Origin of the sequence: Pantoea sp. FN0307 (assembly GCF_050113815.1) — a bacterium.
In the GTDB taxonomy this organism is placed as follows: Bacteria; Pseudomonadota; Gammaproteobacteria; order Enterobacterales; family Enterobacteriaceae; genus Mixta; species Mixta alhagi.
Genome location: NZ_JBNJSO010000002.1, coordinates 75,325 through 93,753 on the forward strand (window position 1 = coordinate 75,325; position 18,429 = coordinate 93,753).

Consider the following 18,429-nt stretch of genomic DNA (forward strand, 5'->3'; position numbering starts at 1 on the left):
CCTATACCCACAGGGTCGGCGCATCGCCCGGCCAGTATTCACGGCAGCAGTCAATCCACGCCTGCGCGCTGCGGGAAAGATAGCTGCCTTCTCGCCAGATCAATCCCAGCGTCCACGCCAGTTCCGATTCCAGCGGCAGCCACAGCAGCGATTGCTTATCCAGCCGCTGACAGATCGGCTCTGGTAAAATCGCCACTCCCATCCCCGCCTGCACCATCGACGCCAGAAAATCCCATTGTCCACTGCATACCGCGATCCGCGGCGTCAGGCCTTCACGCTGGAAAGCCTGCTTTAGCTGCCGGTTAAGCGAAAACTCTTCGTTAAAAATCAGCAGCGGGTGCCGGGTGACCTCCGCCAGCGAGACGCTGGTACGCTCCAGCCAGGGCGCGGCGTGCGGCACCAGCACGCACAGCGGATGGCGCATTAGCGTCAGCGTGTTGAGCGGTAGCTGTTCATCTATTGGCAGTGCGGTAAGCGCTAAATCCAGGCTGCCGGAGAGAACCGCTTCCTGCACCGTCAGCCCGCCGGACTCAACGATTTTTAACGTAATGCCGGGATAACGCTGGCGAAATGCAGAGACAGAACCGGCAATTTGCATACCGACCATAGGCGGCACGCCCAGCCGCAGCTCACCGATTTTCAGCTGATTGATATCGCCAATTTCCTGCTGCAGCTGTTTGAACTCCTGCAAAATCATCAGGCCGCGTTGATAAACCACCTGACCGCTGTCGGTCAGGTGTAGCCGACGGCCTTCACGCAGCAGCAGCTTGCAATTCAGTTCATCCTCCAGCTGACGCAACATTTTGCTGATGGTTGGCTGCGTCACGAATAGCGCTTCAGCCGCGCGGGTAAAGCTTTGCTGACGCACCACCTCAACAAAGTAGCGTAACGCCCGAACATCCATCAACTATTCCTTTTATGCATACTTTGGATAATTTTAATTCATTTTTTTCACCCTTTGCCAGCGCCGTATACTGACAGTCATCACAGAAACAGGGGGAGAAAATCAAAATGGCTCTGGCCTTAAGCCCGCAGAAAACGGGATGGTTGCAACGTTTGCAGGTGCCTGTACAGGTCGCTATTTATGTCGGCCTGTTTATCTGCGCGCAACAGCTGGTGAGTTGGCTGCATCTGCCGCTACCCGCCAATATTGTTGGTATGCTGCTGCTGCTGGCGCTGTTGGCGTTGCGCATCATGCCACTGAAATGGGTCAAGGCGGGCGGCAACTGGCTGCTGGCAGAGATGCTGCTGTTCTTTGTTCCGGCGGTAGTCGCGGTGGTCAACTATGGCGATCTGCTAAAAACTGAGGGCTGGCGTATCTGCGTAGTGATTGCGCTAAGCACCCTGATGGTGCTGGCGGCAACGGCGCTGGTGGTGGACAGAGTTTACCGGCTGGAGATCTGGCTGGCGCAACGTAAGCAGGCGCGCCATGAATAATCTCATTATTAGCCTGCTCTGTTTTATCGCCACGCTATGCATCTACTTTCTTAATAAACGACTCTACCGCCGCTGGCGCAAACTGCTGCTGATGCCGCTGGTGCTGACGCCGCTGCTGCTGGTGGGCATGCTGCTGGTGATGCATATCTCCTGGCAGAACTATATCAGCGAGAGCCGCTGGCTGCTGTGGTTACTTGGCCCGGCGACCCTGGCGTTTGCGGTGCCGGTCTATGAAAACCAGAGCATTATCCGCCAGCACTGGCTTTCGCTGTCGGTTGGCGTGGTCACCGCCACGCTGGTGGCCGTATGCAGTTCGGTCTGGCTGGCGCGTCTGCTGGCGCTGCCGGAAATTATCCAGCGCAGCCTGGCGATACGCTCCATCACTACCCCTTTTGCGCTGGCGGCGGCAAAGCAGGTAGGCGGACAGCCCGATCTGGTGGCGCTGTTTGTGGTGCTGACTGGCGTATTCGGTATGGCGGTCGGCGACGTACTATTTCTGCGGCTGGCGGTAAAACAGGGCATGGCCAAAGGTGCAGGTTTTGGTGCCGCATCACACGGTGCCGGTACCGCGCGCGCTTATGAACTGGGGCAGCAGGAAGGCGTGGTCTCCAGCCTGGTCATGATGCTCTCTGGCGTGGTAACGGTGATCATCGCGCCGCTAATTGGTCAACTGATGTGGGCCGCAGCCCGGTAGCAGGCGCCTTAACGGCGAGGCTAAATAAAAACAGGGCCCGTAGGCCCTGTTGTAAAGGATGATAAAGTTGGAGCGTGACGATCAGTGCGTCTTGCCCTGATCGATACCCAGCCCGGTTTGTGAACGAACAAACTGCGAGTGGAACAGCTGACGCTCCTGGGCGCCTTGCGCCGAATGGTCGGTGACAGAGAACAGCCAGGTGCCGATAAAGGCTGCCAGCATCGAGAACAGCGCCGGATACTCATACGGGAACACCGGAGATTCATGTCCCATCACCTGAACCCACACGGTAGGGCCGAGGATCATTAGTATCACCGCCGTCAGCAGACCCAGCCAGCCGCCCACCATCGCACCGCGCGTGGTTAGCCTCGACCAGTACATCGAAAGCAGGATAATCGGGAAGTTACAGCTGGCGGCGATAGAGAAGGCCAGCCCCACCATAAAGGCGATATTCTGTTTCTCAAACAAAATACCCAGGGCAATAGCCACTACACCCAGCACCAGCACGGTGATTTTCGATACGCGCAGCTCCTCGCGTTCGTTGGCCTGCCCCTTACGCCATACGCTGGCATAAAGGTCGTGCGAAACCGCAGAGGCGCCGGCCAGCGTCAGTCCGGCGACCACCGCCAGAATAGTGGCGAACGCCACCGCAGAAATAAAGCCGAGGAAGGTGCTGCCGCCGACCGCATTCGCCAGATGCACCGCTGCCATGTTGTTGCCGCCAATCAGCGCACCAGTGGCGTCTTTAAACATCGGATTTGCACCCACCAGCAGGATCGCGCCGAAACCGATAATAAAGGTCAGGAAATAGAAGTAGCCCATAAAGCCGGTGGCCCAGAACACGCTTTTACGCGCCTCGCGGGCATCGCTCACGGTAAAGAAGCGCATCAGGATATGGGGCAGCCCGGCGGTACCGAACATCAGTCCCAGCCCCAGCGACAGCGCTGAAATCGGATCGTTTACCAGCCCGCCGGGACGCATAATTGCCTGGCCGTTAGGGTGTACTGCCATCGCCTCGGTGAACAGCGTATTGAAGCTGAAGCCGACCGTTTTCATCACCATAATTGCCATAAACGACGCGCCGAACAGCAGCAGCACCGCTTTGATAATCTGCACCCAGGTGGTGGCCAGCATGCCGCCGAACAGCACATAGAGCACCATCAGAATGCCCACCAGCACCACGGCAACGTGATAATCCAGGCCAAACAGCAACTGGATCAGTTTGCCCGCGCCCACCATCTGGGCAATCAGGTACAGCGCCACCACCACCAGCGAACCGCAGGCGGAAAGCGTGCGGATCGGTTTCTGCTGTAAGCGGTAAGAGGCCACATCGGCAAAGGTATAGCGCCCGAGATTACGCAGCCGTTCGGCAATCAGAAACAGAATGATCGGCCAGCCGACCAGGAAGCCCAGCGAGTAGATCAAACCATCGTAGCCGGAGGTGTAGACCAGCGCGGAAATACCCAGAAACGAGGCGGCGGACATAAAGTCGCCGGCGATCGCCAGCCCATTCTGAAAACCGGTAATATTGCCGCCGGCGGTATAGTAGTCGCTGCGCGATCGGGTGCGTTTCGACGCCCACCAGGTGATCCCCAACGTACCGGCGACAAACACCAGAAACATGATAATCGCCTGGTAGTTCGTTCCCTGTTTTTGCACTGCGCCAGTCAGCGCGTCGGCAGCCAGCAGCGGCAGCGGAAACAGCAGAGCGAGCCCCGCCGTAAAGCGTTTTAGCCCGTTCATTATTTCACCTCATCAAGGATCTGTTTGGTCAGACGATCGAACTCGCCGTTGGCACGCCAGACATAAACGCCGGTGAGCAGAAAAGAGATAACAATCAGGCCGACGCCGATGGGAATACCGCGCGTGACGTTGGTGCCTTCATGCAGCGGGGTTCCCAGCCAGTCGGGCGCAAAGGCGATAAGCAGAATAAAGCCAACATACAGGATGAGCATGATAATGGTGAGAAGCAGCGCAAAACGCTGGCGCTTTTGCACCAGCAGTTTAAAGCGCGCACTCTTCTCTATTCGGGCATAGATAGCGTCGTTCATTACAGCGTCTCCAGAGGTAAGAAAAGCGCAAAGGATTTTTTATCGTGTTATGACGTCTGTTTTTTCCCGGCTGGCAGAACCCGCCGAGTCGCGTGCTGACTACGCCGGGCGGCCCTGAACCGCCCGCCGATTATGGCATGGTAATCCCCTGTTTTTCCTCGAGCAGTTTTTCCACCACGCCGGGATCGGCAAGCGTCGAGGTATCGCCCAGGTTGCTGGTATCGCCCGTGGCGATTTTGCGCAGAATACGTCGCATAATCTTGCCGGAGCGGGTTTTTGGCAGTGAATCAGTCCAGTGCAGAATGTCGGGCGTAGCGATCGGCCCAATCTCTTTACGCACCCAGTTGCGAACCTCCGCATAAAGCTCCGGCGTTGGTTCCTCACCGTGGTTCAGCGTGATATAGGCGTAAATCGCCTGTCCTTTAATTGAATGAGGAATACCCACCACGGCCGCTTCGGCGATTTTGGCATGGGATACCAGCGCCGATTCAATTTCAGCGGTGCCCAGACGATGCCCGGAAACATTCAGCACATCATCCACGCGACCGGTTATCCAGTAATAGCCATCTTCATCGCGTCGCGCGCCGTCGCCGCTGAAGTACATATTTTTAAAGGTGGAGAAGTAGGTTTGCTCGAAGCGTTCATGATCGCCGAACAGGGTGCGCGCCTGGCCCGGCCAGGAATCAACAATGACCAGGTTGCCCTCGCAGGCTCCCTCTTGTGAATGACCCTCGTTATCCACCAGCGCAGGCTGAACGCCAAAGAAAGGTCGGGTGGCCGATCCCGGTTTCAGCTCAGTAGCGCCGGGCAGGGGAGCGATCATAAAGCCGCCGGTCTCGGTCTGCCACCAGGTATCCACTATCGGGCAGCGGCTGTCGCCAATTTTTTTGTAATACCACTCCCAGGCTTCCGGGTTGATAGGTTCCCCCACCGATCCCATGATACGCAGCGAAGCGCGGCTGGTGCCGGCAATCGCCTTGTCGCCTTCCGCCATCAGAGCGCGGATCGCCGTTGGCGCGGTATAGAGTAGCGTTACCTTATGTTTATCAACCACTTCCGCCATGCGGCTTGGCTGCGGCCAGTTGGGCACGCCTTCAAACATCAGCGTCGTGGCGCCACAGGCCAGCGGACCGTAAAGCAGATAGCTGTGACCCGTGATCCAGCCAACGTCAGCGGTACACCAGTAAACATCGGTCGGATGATAATCAAACACATACTTAAAGGTCGTGGCGGCATAGACCAGATATCCGCCGGTGGTGTGCAGCACGCCTTTCGGCTTACCGGTAGAGCCGGAGGTATAAAGGATAAACAGCGGATCTTCAGCGTTCATCTCTTCCGGCTGATGATGGGCGCAGGCGCTGTTCATCAACTCATGCCACCAGCAGTCACGGCCGTTTTGCCAGTTAATTTCATTACCGGTGCGCTTCATCACCACCACATGATTAATGGTGGTAACGCCCGGATTTTTTAGCGCGTCATCAACATTTCTCTTTAAAGGAATGGTACGACCTGCACGCACACCCTCATCGGCAGTGATCACCAGTTTCGCGCTGGAGTCGATAATACGACCCGCCACCGCTTCTGGCGAAAAGCCACCGAAAATAACCGAATGCACCGCGCCGATGCGTGCGCAGGCCAGCATCGCGATCGCCGCTTCGGGCACCATCGGCATATAGATAGCAACGACGTCGCCTTTGTTAATATTCAGTTCTTTAAGAACGTTAGAGAAGCGGCAAACCTCGCGATGTAGATCGCGATAGGTCAGGGTTTTACTTTCTCTGGCGTCATCGCCTTCCCAGATAATTGCCGGATGATCGCCACGCTCATGCAGATGCCGGTCAAGGCAGTTGGCGGCCAAATTCAGCGTGCCGTCTTCGTACCAGCGAATGCTGATATTTCCGGGAGCAAAGGAGGTATTTTTAATTTTGCTATAGGGCTTAATCCAGTCCAGGATTTTGCCCTGTTCGGCCCAGAACGCGTCGGGGTCCTGCACCGATTGTTGGTACATTGCCTGGTACTGTTCCGCATTAATCAGGGTGTTTTCCGCAATATTGGCGGGAACGGGATGCTTAATTATTTGGCTCATGGCTGATCTCCTTGAAGTTGTTAATAATATGTCAATCAAAGGTTAATGACAGCGAGAGGCAGCGCTTTGTTTCCTTTTTGCGCGATAGATCACGGGAATAGTAAATGCGATGAAAAATGCAGGGTTTTTATTAGTCTGATGGCAAAACGATAACGCTTCATCTTCTGATTAAGTGTAGGTAATGACGCGCAGAATTGTTGAAAAAAACAGCAAACGGTATCGCTGCGTTAATGCATAGCTATGCTAAAAGCACGGCCTATATTACTTTTCATAACATAGAGTTAGTGTATCAATAACCTAAAGGCATTTATCTTGCCCTGGCACAATCAGACGAAACAGCGTGTCGGAAAGGTTGCTTTTCGCCCGTTGATAATGGTACTTATCAACGGCCCTTTTCCGGGCGATACCATCAATAACCCTCGATTTTACCGGACTTTGTCCCTTTCCCTTATATGTGTCAGCGTCCGCGCTTCCCAGGCGAAATCAGGGTTTGTTAAGGAAATGAAACACTATGAAAGGTTTTAAAATCAGCCTTGCCTGGCAAATACTGATTGCATTGGTGCTGGGTGTCATCGTTGGTGCGATTTTGCATAACCAGCCTGAGGATCGTGAATGGTTAATCACCAATATCCTCTCGCCCGCCGGTGATATCTTTATTCATCTGATCAAGATGATTGTTGTGCCTATTGTTATCTCTACCTTAGTGGTGGGTATTGCTGGTGTAGGCGACGCAAAGAAGCTTGGACGCATCGGCGTCAAAACGATTGTCTACTTTGAAGTGATTACCACCATTGCCATCGTGGTAGGGATTACCCTGGCGAACGTGTTTCAGCCTGGCACCGGCATTGATATGTCGACGCTGGCAACGGTGGATATCTCTAAATATGAAGCCACTACCGAACAGGTACAGAGTGGAGCGCACAGCCTTGTTGTCACCATTCTGTCGCTGATCCCACAGAATATTTTCGCTGCGATCGCCAAAGGCGATATGCTGCCGATTATCTTCTTCTCGGTGCTGTTTGGTCTGGGCCTTTCATCGCTGCCGTCCGAGCATCGCGATCCGCTGGTGAAAGTGTTCCGTTCGGTTTCGGAGACCATGTTCAAAGTCACGCATATGATCATGCGCTATGCGCCGATTGGCGTGTTTGCGCTGATTGCCGTGACCATTGCTAACTTTGGTTTCTCCTCGCTCTGGCCGCTGGCGAAGCTGGTGCTGCTGGTATACGCCGCTATCCTGTTTTTCGCCTTCGTGGTGCTGGGCACGGTGGCGCGTATGTGTAAGCTGAAAATCACCACGCTGATGCGTATCCTGAAGGATGAGCTGATCCTCTCTTACTCAACCTCCAGCTCGGAAACGGTGCTGCCGCGTATTATGGAGAAGATGGAAGCCTACGGCGCGCCGAAAGCCATTACCAGCTTTGTGGTGCCAACCGGTTACTCCTTCAATCTGGACGGCTCTACTCTGTATCAGAGCATTGCGGCGATTTTTATCGCTCAGCTCTACGGAATTGAGCTTTCGCTGATGGATGAGATCGTGCTGGTGCTGACGCTGATGGTGACCTCAAAAGGCATCGCTGGCGTACCGGGCGTCTCGTTTGTGGTGCTGCTGGCGACGCTGGGTAGCGTTGGCATCCCGCTGGAAGGGCTGGCGTTTATCGCTGGCGTCGATCGCATCATGGATATGGCGCGTACCGCGCTGAACGTAGTGGGCAATGCGCTGGCGGTACTGGTTATCGCCAAGTGGGAAGATCAGTTTGATAACGCCCAGGCGAAAGAATACGAACAGCAACTGCGGCTACAAACCGCACGTTAACAGGCTGTTAGCCTCAACGCCGCCCTGGTATCATGCCCGGGCGGCGTTTTTTTTCGCCCGCAGCAAACCGTTCCACTGCGTACAGTTTCATTCTGATAACGAGTTGCTCATTATAGAGCGTCTAAACCGGTTTGCTGCATGAGCGTATACAAGGGAGTTGCTATGAGTCTCGATCTGTCACGTATGATCACCGAAAGCCGCAATCCGGCCAGTGAAAACATTGATGAACTGGCAACGGAGGCGATGCTGCGCGTTATTAATAATGAAGATAAAAAGGTGGCGCTGGCCGTCGAGGCGATCGTGCCGCAGATAGCGCAGGCGGTAGACGCCATCACCGCCGCCTTTCAGCGTGGAGGCCGCCTGATTTATAGCGGCGCAGGTACCTCAGGACGCCTGGGTATTCTGGATGCAAGTGAATGCCCGCCAACCTTTGGTACCCCGCATGAGCAGGTCATTGGGCTGATTGCAGGTGGACATCGGGCCATTTTACAGGCGGTGGAAAACGCGGAAGATAATGCAGATATGGGCGCGGCGGATTTACAGTCCATTCAGTTTAGCGAACAGGATGTGCTGGTTGGCATTGCCGCCAGCGGGCGTACACCCTATGTGCTGGGTGCGCTGGATTACGCTAAACGTCAGGGGGCCGTTACCGTGGCGCTGACCTGTAACCCTGACAGTGAGATGGCACGCGTGGCGCAGATTGCCTTAACGCCGGTTGTCGGGCCGGAAGTGGTAACCGGCTCATCACGCATGAAGGCCGGAACCGCACAAAAGCTGGTGCTGAATATGCTGACCACCGGCGCGATGATCCGCAGCGGAAAGGTCTTTGGTAATCTGATGGTGGATGTGGAAGCCACTAATCAGAAGCTGGTGCAGCGTCAGATTAATATTGTCCGGCAGGCGACCGCCTGTAGCGCTGAGGCGGCGCAGGCGGCACTGGCAGACTGTAACGGCCATTGTAAAACCGCCATCCTGATGGTGCTGGGCCAGCTTTCAGCGGCAGAAGCTACCCACCTGCTGGCGCAGAATCAGGGCTTTATTCGTCAGGCGCTGCAACAGGCGCTTGCGCAAAACCTGTAATTTCTCACGGGCAGCTAACGCACAGGGCTTCACAGGTTAGCTGCTTCATCCTGCTTTTTTATCCCTTTTATCACGCGATTTCTCTTACCCTAAATAAAATCTTATAGATGGAATTAACCCCACTCTGCGCTGCTTTTTTCAGCAAGCGCCTGCCGTCACGCTTAAAACGGGGCTGATATCGGCGGGCAGCGTTTTTTTTCCGCTAAAGATCCGCCTGTCAGATGCCGAAACTATAAAAAAACATAATCTATTCACTGTATCTGACTTTGTCCCCATTCAAGGAATTGATTTCATGCGTAACAACCAGCCCGTCACTCATCAGGAGTTTGCGTTTAGCGATGACGCAACGCTGATGTCCACCACCGACCTTAACAGCCACATAACCTATGCCAACGATGCGTTTATTGATGTCAGCGGCTTTACGCCGGAAGAGATCAATGGTCAGCCGCATAACATGGTGCGGCATCCTGATATGCCGCCTGAAGCCTTTGCCGATATGTGGGCCACGCTGAAGCAGGGGCTGCCCTGGTCTGCGCTGGTAAAAAATCGCCGTAAAAACGGCGATCACTATTGGGTACGGGCCAATGCTATTCCGGTGATGCGCAATGATGCCGTGCATGGCTATATGTCGGTGCGTACTAAACCCTCAGCGGCGGAAATAAAGGAGGCGGAAACGCTGTACGGCGATTTTCGTAGCGGAAATCATAAGGGTCGTAAACTGCATCAGGGACTGCTGGTCTACCGTGGCTGGCGACGCTGGCGTTCAATGTTCAAGACCATGCCGCTGCGTTGGCGTATTCGTTCTGCGCTGCTGGCGCTGCTGCCGTTAACTATCGCTGGCGTCTGGGGGCTGGGCGTGACGGCAGGCGCGCTGGGGATATTCAGCATCGGCATGGCTTTGCTGCTGTTCCTTGCCAGCGCCTGGCTGGAGCAGCAGATTTCCCGCCCCTTGGAGCGGGTCTGTCAGCAGGCGCTCAACGTTGCCACCGGCAACAGCCATAAAGTTGATTTGATGAATCGGGTCGATGAGATCGGCACCACGCTGCGTGCTATCGGTCAGCTTGGTCTGATGTTTCGCTGGCTGGTTGATGACGTGAGCGGGCAGGCGATCAATGTCATGAGCGCCAGCGATGCGATGGCGCGCAGCAATGATGAGCTAAGCCAGCGCACCGAACAGGCGGCAGCTAACGTCCAGCAAACCGCTGCCACCATGAACCAGATGACCTCCACGGTAAAAAGCAATAAAGAGAGCGCGGCAGAGGTAAACCAGCTTTCTATTACCACCAGTCAGGCGGCAGAAAAGGGCGGCGAGTCGATGCGTGAAATGGTAAACACCATGAGCGAAATCGCGGAAAGCGCGAAAAAAATCGCCAGTATTATCAGCGTTATCGATAGCATCGCCTTCCAGACCAATATTCTGGCATTGAATGCGGCGGTTGAGGCGGCGCGCGCTGGCGAGCAGGGCAAAGGGTTTGCGGTGGTGGCCGGTGAAGTGCGGAATCTGGCAAGCCGTAGCGCCAAAGCCGCCAGTGAAATCAAAACGCTGGTAGCAGCCAGCGTGAAACGGGTGGAAACCGGTACCGGGCAGGTCAATCAAACCGGCAGCACTATGCAGGAAATTGTTGCGCGGGTGCAGGATGTTTCAACGCTGATTGGTCAGATTAGCGCCGCCACGGCGGAGCAGGCCACGGCCCTGAGTGAGGTAAGCCAGGCGGTAGAAAATCTGGACGATATTACGCATCAAAACGCGGCGCGTGTACTGGAAGGTGCGGAGGCATCAGGTCGCATGACGCGCCAGGCTACGCGGCTGGTCGAAGCGATCAGCGTTTTTCGCTAACGCGCTCGCCGGGCGATAAGCCCGGCGATTCATGTTTTCCCATGATTAATCTCTGCATGCGCCCGCGTTGCGGATATTTGCTATCGAATCTCTGACAGCTTCAACTACAGTTAAGCTTTGCGCCGCTGCGTCTGGGCGAAACAACACAGAGAGGAAACCATGAGTCAGTTTTTCATGAACGAAAAAAGCGAACTGGTGAACGAAGCGATCGAAGGTGCGTTAATCACCACGCCTTTCCATAACCTGAGCCGACTGGCTGCCGGAGAAGGTATTCGTGTAGTGGTGCGCAACGACTGGGATAAGCGCAAGGTGGCGCTGATTTCCGGCGGTGGCTCCGGTCATGAACCTGCGCACGTAGGCTTTGTGGGAAAAGGCATGCTGACCGCCGCCGTATGCGGCGATGTTTTCGCCTCGCCCAGCGTCGATGCAGTGCTTAGCGCGATTATTAATGTTACCGGCGAAGCGGGCTGCTTGCTGATCGTAAAAAACTATACCGGTGACCGCCTGAATTTTGGTCTGGCGGCAGAAAAAGCGCGGGCGCTGGGTTACAAAGTTGAGCTGGCGATCGTTAAAGACGACATTGCGCTGCCGGACAATCCACAGCCGCGCGGCCTGGCCGGAACCGTATTGATTCATAAGCTGGCCGGTTACTACGCTGAACAGGGCGCTTCGCTGGAAGAGGTCACACAGCGCGCTCAACAGGCTATCGCGGATACCGCCAGCATAGGGCTGGCGTTTGCCACCTGCCATATTCCCGGCGAGCCGCAGGACAACCGCGTAGCGGAAGGGGAAAGCGAACTGGGCATGGGTATTCATGGCGAACCGGGTGTAACAACGCTAAAAACGCAGAACAGTCGTGAAATAGTGCAGATCATGATGGAAAAACTGGCAGAAAAGGTGCCGAACGAGAAACAGGCGCTGCTGCTGATCAACAACCTCGGCGGTTTCTCAATGCTGGAGTCAGGCGTACTGGCGCGGGAAGCGCTACGGTCACCGCTGGCAAACCGGCTGAGTCACCTGGTTGGTCCGGCGACGCTGGTCAGCTCGCTGGATATGAAGGGTTTTTCCCTGACCACGCTGTTGCTGGATCAGGAACGGCTGCGCGCGCTGCAGGCACCGGTAGAAGCCAGCGGCTGGCAGCCGCTGCAACAGCTAGCTACGCCGTCAACAGTAAAGGGCGAAGAGATTAAACGTCCGCCGCAGGCACAGCCCTCTGCAAACGCCGCCGTACAGCGCGTGGTGGACAACGTGTGTCAAACGCTGGTGGATCTCGAAAGCGAGCTGAATAAGCTGGATGCCAAAGTAGGCGATGGCGACACCGGTTCTACCTTCGCGGCAGGCGCACGTAAAATCCTGCAGGCCAGCCAGCAACAGGCGTTACCTTTTAATGAACCTGCACGTTTGCTGACGCTGGTGGGTGAACAGCTGGCGGTGGTGATGGGCGGTTCCAGCGGCGTGCTGATGTCGATTATGTTCACTGCTGCCGGACAGCAGCTGGAAGAGGGCCAACCTTTGCCGCAGGCGCTGATGGCCGGACTGGAGCGTATGAAACACTACGGTGGTGCCCGCATTGGCGATCGCACGTTAATTGATGCGCTGGAACCGGCGTTACAGGCGCTGGTGGAAGGCAAAGGGCTGAGCGAGGCCGCCACTGCCGCGCGTCAGGGCGCAGAATCAACGGCCAGCATGAGCGCGGCGAAAGCCGGGCGCTCTTCCTATCTGAACCAGGAGAGTTTGAACGGCGTTAAAGACCCAGGCGCATACGCCGTTGAGCGCGTGTTCGCTGCGCTTAATTAATGCTGCGTGGTTCGCTGCGCTCAGCCAGGCGTGCCGCCAGTTGAGTAACATACTGGCGCTGCGGCGTAACCCGTAGCGCCAGATTGATATTTTCCATGACCCCGGTGATTTCTGCCATTTCGGCGCTGAGCTTGCCGTTTTCGTACAGTCAGCGATAGCGCTGAGCACGCAATCACTCCGTGAGTTTTGCCGCTATGGTTTCGCCTGCGATAATGCGCTCAAAGCTACGCAACCGTTTGTAAATGGACATCAGGGAGACCAGCGTTGACCAGGAGGCGATCAGATACTGAAAAGAGGCGCGCACCTGATCGAAAACATTGGTGATTTGCTGCAGCAAACCCAACGTCAGGGTGCCAGCAATAATCGCCGGAAACAGAATAAACACGCCAAAAACATTATCAACCTGCAGGTAAAGAATGCGGATAACGTTGAAATAAAGATAATGAAACCACAGGCGAAAATAGTTATAGCGCACCCGGCTAAACAGCTGTTTTACCGTGGGTGGGGCGGCACGTTGAGGATCGTCCTCGCCATAAACCAGCTCTTTACGCCAGGCGGCTTCCACCCGTTGATTACGAAATTCCAGACCCGGCAGCTTGATTCCTACCAGCGCCAGCAGTGCGGTGCCAAACAGCGACCACATCAACGCCGCTACCACCAGTCCGTAGGGCATTGCACCCAGCAGCGGAACGCTTTTGACATGCGTCGACAGAGTGACCAGCACCGGTAAAAATGCTACCAGCGTCATAATGGCCTGAATCAGGCCCACGCCCCAGGATTCCAGCGTGCCGGAAAAGCGCATGGTGTCATCCTGTACACGCTGTGCGGCCCCCTCAACGTGACGCAGCTGCGACCAGTGCGCCATATAGCGGTTGTTCATCGCCGTGCGCCAGCGAAATACCCAGTGGCTGATAAAAAAAGCGTTAAGCACGCCGATGACCACCGCTATCAGTGCAATGCTAAGGAAAGCGCCAATTTGCTGATAAAAAGCCGCGAGCGATACCGAGCCCGCCTTGCTCAGAGCGCGTTGAATTAAATCGTAAAACGGGCCGTACCAGGCGTTAATCGCCACGCCAACCTGCACATCAAACCAGGTCATAAACAGAATCAGCGCTGAACCCAGCACTGACCAGCGCTGCCATGGATGAGGGCTAAAAATAAACCAGCCTGCGGCAAACAGCGCTGCTGTCAGGGCAAAATAGAGATAAAACCACAGCTCGCCGGGCTGAACAAAGCGCCAGGCGTTATCCGGCAGCGGCTGACTGGCATAAGCAGTGAACGTCGCCAGATGAAATACCAGCTGACTGGCCTCGGTAAACCAGAACACGATCGCTATCAGACTGAACAGCGTCGCGGTGCTGAAAAACAGCACAGGTCGGGGGAAAAAACAGCTAAACATAAGCACTCCATAGTCAGGATGGCTCTGTTATAGCCTGTGCGATGTTAATCGTCTGTGGAGGGTTGTGACCAGCCGTTACAGAGAGCTTTTGCTGAGCGCGGCGGCGCAAGAGAGATGTCAGCTTAATGTTAAAAAAATTGTGGTGTTTTGTTTTTTGAAGCTAAAGATTTTACAAAATAACTGTTACAATGCGCGCCTTTGTTACCGGTAACAAAATATTTACTGCCGGAAAAACCCTTCAGTTACTGATAATTACAATAACGATCAGGATCAACAGTTGCGCCGTTAGCAACGAGCGCTAAGGCAATGTCATGTCGCAAAACAAAACAAGCACTTCAAGGCGGGATTTTCTCCTGAAAACCATCACCCTGGCACCTGCCGTGGCGATGGGCACCACCGGGATCGCATCATTTGGACTCAGCCACAGCGCGCAGGCCACCGATAGCGCGTCGCCGGCCGGGCCGCAAACCGCTCGTGATTATCAGCCCGTCTGGTTTTCTGCCGAGGAGTTTGCCTTTATTAAGGCGGCGGTCGCCCGGTTAATTCCGGCTGACGAACGTGGCCCCGGCGCGCTGGAAGCTGGCGTTCCGGAATTCATTGATCGGCAGATGAACACGCCATACGCCACCGGCAATAACTGGTATATGCAGGGACCATTCGATCCTGATGCGCCGAAAGAGCTGGGCTATCAGCTGCCGCTGGTACCGCAACAGATCTATCGCCTTGGTATTGCAGAAGCGGACGCCTGGGCGAAACAGCAACATGGCAAAGCCTTTGCTGCACTGACGCCAGCGCAGCAGGACGCGCTGCTGAGCGAGTTTGAAAGCAACAAGGCCAGCTTTAAACAGCTGCCAGCAAAAGTTTTCTTTGCTTATCTTCTGCAAAATACCCGCGAAGGCTTTTTCTGCGATCCGCTGCACGGCGGCAATCAGCACATGGTGGGCTGGAAGCTGATCGGCTTCCCGGGCGCACGCGCTGACTTTATGGACTGGGTGGAGCGCGGCGAGCGTTATCCCTTCCCGGCGGTATCGATTCGTGGAGAAAGAGCATAAGCATGGCAAACCAGATGAAAAAAGTAGACGCGGTGATTGTCGGCTTCGGCTGGGCCGGATCGATTATGGCGAAAGAACTCACGGAAGCAGGATTGCAGGTCGTGGCGCTGGAACGCGGTCCGCACCGCGATACTTACCCGGACGGCGCTTATCCGCAGGTAATTGATGAACTCACCTATAACGTTCGCAAAAAGCTGTTCCAGGATCTGTCGAAAAGCACCGTGACCATTCGTCACAATCCTTCCCAGACCGCACAGCCCTACCGTCAGCTGGCGGCGTTTTTACCCGGCACCGGCACCGGCGGCGCTGGCCTGCACTGGTCGGGCGTCCATTTCCGTGTCGATCCCATGGAGCTGCGGATGCGCAGCCACTATGAGGAGCGTTACGGCAAAAACTTTATTCCGGAAGGGATGACGATTCAGGATTTCGGCGTAAGTTACGACGAACTGGAACCCTTCTTCGACAAGGCGGAAAAAGTGTTCGGTACCTCCGGCTCGGCCTGGAGTATCAAAGGCAAAGTGGTCGGACAGGGCCGTGGCAACCCGTTTGCCCCCGATCGCTCGGACGATTTCCCGCTGCCGCCGCAGAAACGCACTTATTCCGCGCAGCTGTTTGCCAAAGCGGCTGAGTCTGTGGGCTACCATCCTTACGATCTGCCTTCGGCAAATACCTCTGCGCCTTACACCAATCCCTATGGCGCGCAGATGGGCCCGTGTAACTTCTGCGGCTACTGTAGCGGCTACGCCTGCTACATGTATTCCAAGGCTTCGCCCAACGTCAACATCTGGCCAGCGCTGCGCCAGGAGCCGAAGTTTGAGCTGCGTGATAACTCGCATGTGCTGCGCGTTAATCTGACTGACGATAAAAAACGTGCCACCGGCGTAACCTATGTGGATGCGCAGGGCCGCGAGGTTGAGCAGCCGGCGGATCTGGTGATCCTTTCCGCCTTCCAGTTCCATAACGTGCATCTGATGCTGCTTTCCGGCATCGGTAAGCCTTACAACCCAATCACCAACGAAGGCGTGGTGGGACGTAACTTTGCCTATCAGAACATCTCTACCATCAAGGCGTTCTTTGGCAAGGATGTACATACCAATAACTTTATCGGCGCAGGCGGTGCGGGCGTGGGCGTGGACGATTTCAACGCCGATAATTTTGATCACGGTAAATATGGCTTTGTGGGCGGATCGCCTTTCTGGGTTAACCAGGCGGGCGTGAAGCCGATTTCCGGCTTGCCGGTGCCGCAGGGCACGCCTGGCTGGGGCAGCAAGTGGAAAGCGGCAGTGGCCGATCACTATACGCACCATGTTTCTATGGATGCGCACGGCGCGCACCAGTCTTACCGCACCAACTATCTCGATCTGGATCCGAACTATAAGGATGCCTTTGGTCAGCCGCTGCTGCGCATGACCTTTGACTGGCAGGACAACGACATCAAGATGTCGCAGTTTATGCACGGCAAAATGCGCAAAATTGCCGAGGCGATGAATCCAAAAGAGATCATCGGCGCGCCAAAAGTGCAGGGCACCCATTTCGATACCACGGTTTATCAGACCACGCATATGAATGGCGGCGCCATCATGGGCGAAGATCCGCAAACCAGCGCGGTGAACCGCTATCTGCAAAGCTGGGATGTGCCGAACGTTTTTGTGCCGGGTGCGTCCGCTTTCCCGCAGGGACTGGGCTATAACCCAACCGGCATGGTCGCCGCGCTGACTTACTGGTCGGCCAGGGCAATTCGTGAACAGTATCTGAAAAACCCCGGACCGCTGGTGCAGGCATAAGGATGATAGCGATGAAAAAGGTATTACTGGCGCTGTGCCTGATGACGTCCGCTACTGGCGCAATGTCGGTTGATAACCAGGGCGGCGATTTGATCAAGCGTGGTGAGTATCTGGCGCGCGCGGGTGACTGTGTCGCCTGTCACACCAGCAAAGATGGCAAACCCTTTGCGGGCGGCCTGCCGATGGAAACGCCGATCGGCACCATTTATTCCACCAATATCACGCCCGATAAGGAAAGCGGTATCGGCAGCTACAGCTATGACGATTTCCAGAAAGCGGTACGTCACGGCATCGCGAAAAACGGCGATACGCTCTACCCGGCCATGCCTTATCCCTCTTACGCGGTGGTAAGCGATGAGGATATGCAGGCGCTGTACGCTTACTTTATGCATGGCGTGGCACCGGTGGCGCAGCAGAATAAAGAGAGCGATATTCCCTGGCCGCTGTCGATGCGCTGGCCGCTCTCTGTGTGGCGTACGCTTTTCGCGCCGGACGTGAAGGCGTTTCAGCCGAAATCGGGCGAAGATCGGGAACTGGCGCGCGGACGTTATCTGGTGGAAGGGCTGGGACATTGCGGCGCCTGCCACACGCCGCGCAGCATTACCATGCAGGAGAAAGCGCTGAGCGATGAGAAAGGCAGCGATTACCTTGCCGGCAGCAACGCGCCGATTGATGGCTGGACCGCCAGCAACCTGCGTGGCGATAACCGTGACGGCCTGGGGCGCTGGAGCGAGGACGATCTGGTGCAATTTCTGCGCACCGGTCGCAATGACGATACGGCGGCTTTCGGTGGCATGACGGAAGTGGTAGAGCATAGTCTGCAGTATCTGAGCGATGAGGATATCAAGGCGATAGCGCGCTATCTGAAATCGTTAGGCGCGAAAGATCCTTCGCAAACCGGCTTCCAGTCAGATGACGCGGTGGCACAGGCGCTGTGGAAAGGCGACGACAGCAAAGCAGGCGCGGCGGAATATGTTGATAGCTGTGCCGCCTGTCACCGTACCGATGGCCAGGGCTATAAGCGTTTCTTCCCGGCGCTGCGCGGCAATCCGGTGGTGCTGGCAGACGATCCGACCTCGCTGATCCACATCGTCCTGACCGGCAGCACCTTGCCGGGCGTACAGGGCGCACCAAGTACGGTAGTGATGCCAGGCTTTGGCTGGCGTCTGAACGATCGGCAGGTGGCCGACGTGGTGAACTTTATTCGCACCAGCTGGGGCAACCAGGCCGCGAAGCCGGTCACCGCACAGGATGTGGCCGACGTACGGAAAACGTCATTTGTTTCCAGGCAGCAGGGCAATATTGATATTGAAAAACTGCCACAGGCTGCGCATTAAGCCTAAGCCGTAATCGCACGGCGGCGCATCTTTAACCGGATCCGCCGCCGTTATTTTTTGCG

The 18,429-nt window shown here is 55.8% G+C and carries 14 protein-coding genes; 9 read left to right on the top strand and 5 right to left on the bottom strand.

Annotated elements, in window-relative coordinates:
• Window position 1 precedes the first annotated feature (1 nt).
• The gene (locus ACQE3Z_RS07850) at window positions 2-904 is read right to left on the bottom strand and encodes a LysR family transcriptional regulator (RefSeq protein ID WP_426973156.1); all 903 of its coding nucleotides are present in this window, start codon (window positions 902-904) and stop codon (window positions 2-4) included.
• Between the two features lie 107 nt (window positions 905-1,011).
• On the opposite strand from ACQE3Z_RS07850, the gene ACQE3Z_RS07855 reads away from it, so the two are divergent.
• Window positions 1,012-1,437 (top strand): CidA/LrgA family protein, encoded by a 426-nt coding sequence (locus ACQE3Z_RS07855; protein WP_426973157.1) that lies wholly within the window; start codon window positions 1,012-1,014, stop codon window positions 1,435-1,437.
• Window positions 1,430-2,131 (top strand): LrgB family protein, encoded by a 702-nt coding sequence (locus ACQE3Z_RS07860; protein WP_426973159.1) that lies wholly within the window; start codon window positions 1,430-1,432, stop codon window positions 2,129-2,131. Before ACQE3Z_RS07855 ends, ACQE3Z_RS07860 begins: the two co-directional genes overlap by 8 nt.
• 81 nt (window positions 2,132-2,212) lie before the next feature.
• Here ACQE3Z_RS07860 and actP read toward each other — a convergent pair whose 3' ends face one another.
• The 3 genes from actP to acs form a co-directional block, all read right to left on the bottom strand.
• Window positions 2,213-3,874 carry a cation/acetate symporter ActP gene (gene actP, locus ACQE3Z_RS07865; protein WP_426973161.1) on the bottom strand — a complete coding sequence of 554 codons (1,662 nt, stop codon included), beginning with the start codon at window positions 3,872-3,874 and terminating at the stop codon, window positions 2,213-2,215.
• Window positions 3,874-4,182, bottom strand: coding sequence for a DUF485 domain-containing protein (locus ACQE3Z_RS07870; RefSeq protein WP_085069725.1), 309 nt, complete (start codon window positions 4,180-4,182; stop codon window positions 3,874-3,876). The genes actP and ACQE3Z_RS07870 overlap by 1 nt, the downstream gene beginning before the upstream one ends.
• 130 nt (window positions 4,183-4,312) lie before the next feature.
• Window positions 4,313-6,268 (bottom strand): acetate--CoA ligase, encoded by a 1,956-nt coding sequence (acs, locus tag ACQE3Z_RS07875; protein WP_250651031.1) that lies wholly within the window; start codon window positions 6,266-6,268, stop codon window positions 4,313-4,315.
• A 511-nt stretch (window positions 6,269-6,779) separates the two neighbouring features.
• On the opposite strand from acs, the gene gltP reads away from it, so the two are divergent.
• From gltP to ACQE3Z_RS07895, 4 genes are all read left to right on the top strand, one after another.
• Window positions 6,780-8,081, top strand: a complete 1,302-nt coding sequence (gene gltP, locus ACQE3Z_RS07880) for a glutamate/aspartate:proton symporter GltP (protein ID WP_426973164.1) — start codon at window positions 6,780-6,782, stop codon at window positions 8,079-8,081.
• Window positions 8,082-8,243: 162 nt separating this feature from the next.
• Window positions 8,244-9,161, top strand: coding sequence for an N-acetylmuramic acid 6-phosphate etherase (gene murQ, locus ACQE3Z_RS07885; RefSeq protein ID WP_426973166.1), 918 nt, complete (start codon window positions 8,244-8,246; stop codon window positions 9,159-9,161).
• Between the two features lie 292 nt (window positions 9,162-9,453).
• Window positions 9,454-10,998 carry a methyl-accepting chemotaxis protein gene (locus ACQE3Z_RS07890; RefSeq protein WP_426973168.1) on the top strand — a complete coding sequence of 515 codons (1,545 nt, stop codon included), beginning with the start codon at window positions 9,454-9,456 and terminating at the stop codon, window positions 10,996-10,998.
• Window positions 10,999-11,157: 159 nt separating this feature from the next.
• Window positions 11,158-12,795, top strand: coding sequence for a dihydroxyacetone kinase subunit DhaK (locus tag ACQE3Z_RS07895; RefSeq protein ID WP_426973170.1), 1,638 nt, complete (start codon window positions 11,158-11,160; stop codon window positions 12,793-12,795).
• Between the two features lie 172 nt (window positions 12,796-12,967).
• On the opposite strand, the gene sbmA is transcribed toward ACQE3Z_RS07895, so the two are convergent.
• Window positions 12,968-14,194: a peptide antibiotic transporter SbmA gene (gene sbmA / locus ACQE3Z_RS07900; RefSeq protein ID WP_426973171.1), complete on the bottom strand. Its 1,227-nt coding sequence runs from the start codon at window positions 14,192-14,194 to the stop codon at window positions 12,968-12,970.
• Window positions 14,195-14,505: 311 nt separating this feature from the next.
• Between sbmA and ACQE3Z_RS07905 the strand changes: the two genes are divergently transcribed.
• Genes ACQE3Z_RS07905 through ACQE3Z_RS07915 form a run of 3 tightly spaced genes read left to right on the top strand, consistent with a single transcriptional unit; the run spans window position 14,506 to window position 18,367 of the window.
• Entirely contained in the window at window positions 14,506-15,246 is a 741-nt protein-coding gene (locus ACQE3Z_RS07905; RefSeq protein WP_426973172.1) for a gluconate 2-dehydrogenase subunit 3 family protein, read from the top strand.
• A 2-nt stretch (window positions 15,247-15,248) separates the two neighbouring features.
• Window positions 15,249-17,030: a GMC family oxidoreductase gene (locus ACQE3Z_RS07910; protein ID WP_085069742.1), complete on the top strand. Its 1,782-nt coding sequence runs from the start codon at window positions 15,249-15,251 to the stop codon at window positions 17,028-17,030.
• An 11-nt stretch (window positions 17,031-17,041) separates the two neighbouring features.
• Complete coding sequence (locus tag ACQE3Z_RS07915; protein ID WP_426973174.1) at window positions 17,042-18,367, top strand: c-type cytochrome; 1,326 nt, start codon at window positions 17,042-17,044, stop codon at window positions 18,365-18,367.
• Window positions 18,368-18,429 lie beyond the last annotated feature (62 nt).

Excerpts from the sequence above, each read along its gene's own strand:
- ACQE3Z_RS07850 (WP_426973156.1), bottom strand. The coding sequence starts at position 904 with ATGGATGTTCGGGCGTTACGCTACTTTGTTGAGGTGGTGCGTCAGCAA.
- ACQE3Z_RS07855 (WP_426973157.1), top strand. The coding sequence starts at position 1,012 with ATGGCTCTGGCCTTAAGCCCGCAGAAAACGGGATGGTTGCAACGTTTG.
- ACQE3Z_RS07860 (WP_426973159.1), top strand. The coding sequence starts at position 1,430 with ATGAATAATCTCATTATTAGCCTGCTCTGTTTTATCGCCACGCTATGC.
- actP (WP_426973161.1), bottom strand. The coding sequence starts at position 3,874 with ATGAACGGGCTAAAACGCTTTACGGCGGGGCTCGCTCTGCTGTTTCCG.
- ACQE3Z_RS07870 (WP_085069725.1), bottom strand. The coding sequence starts at position 4,182 with ATGAACGACGCTATCTATGCCCGAATAGAGAAGAGTGCGCGCTTTAAA.
- acs (WP_250651031.1), bottom strand. The coding sequence starts at position 6,268 with ATGAGCCAAATAATTAAGCATCCCGTTCCCGCCAATATTGCGGAAAAC.
- gltP (WP_426973164.1), top strand. The coding sequence starts at position 6,780 with ATGAAAGGTTTTAAAATCAGCCTTGCCTGGCAAATACTGATTGCATTG.
- murQ (WP_426973166.1), top strand. The coding sequence starts at position 8,244 with ATGAGTCTCGATCTGTCACGTATGATCACCGAAAGCCGCAATCCGGCC.
- ACQE3Z_RS07890 (WP_426973168.1), top strand. The coding sequence starts at position 9,454 with ATGCGTAACAACCAGCCCGTCACTCATCAGGAGTTTGCGTTTAGCGAT.
- ACQE3Z_RS07895 (WP_426973170.1), top strand. The coding sequence starts at position 11,158 with ATGAGTCAGTTTTTCATGAACGAAAAAAGCGAACTGGTGAACGAAGCG.
- sbmA (WP_426973171.1), bottom strand. The coding sequence starts at position 14,194 with ATGTTTAGCTGTTTTTTCCCCCGACCTGTGCTGTTTTTCAGCACCGCG.
- ACQE3Z_RS07905 (WP_426973172.1), top strand. The coding sequence starts at position 14,506 with ATGTCGCAAAACAAAACAAGCACTTCAAGGCGGGATTTTCTCCTGAAA.
- ACQE3Z_RS07910 (WP_085069742.1), top strand. The coding sequence starts at position 15,249 with ATGGCAAACCAGATGAAAAAAGTAGACGCGGTGATTGTCGGCTTCGGC.
- ACQE3Z_RS07915 (WP_426973174.1), top strand. The coding sequence starts at position 17,042 with ATGAAAAAGGTATTACTGGCGCTGTGCCTGATGACGTCCGCTACTGGC.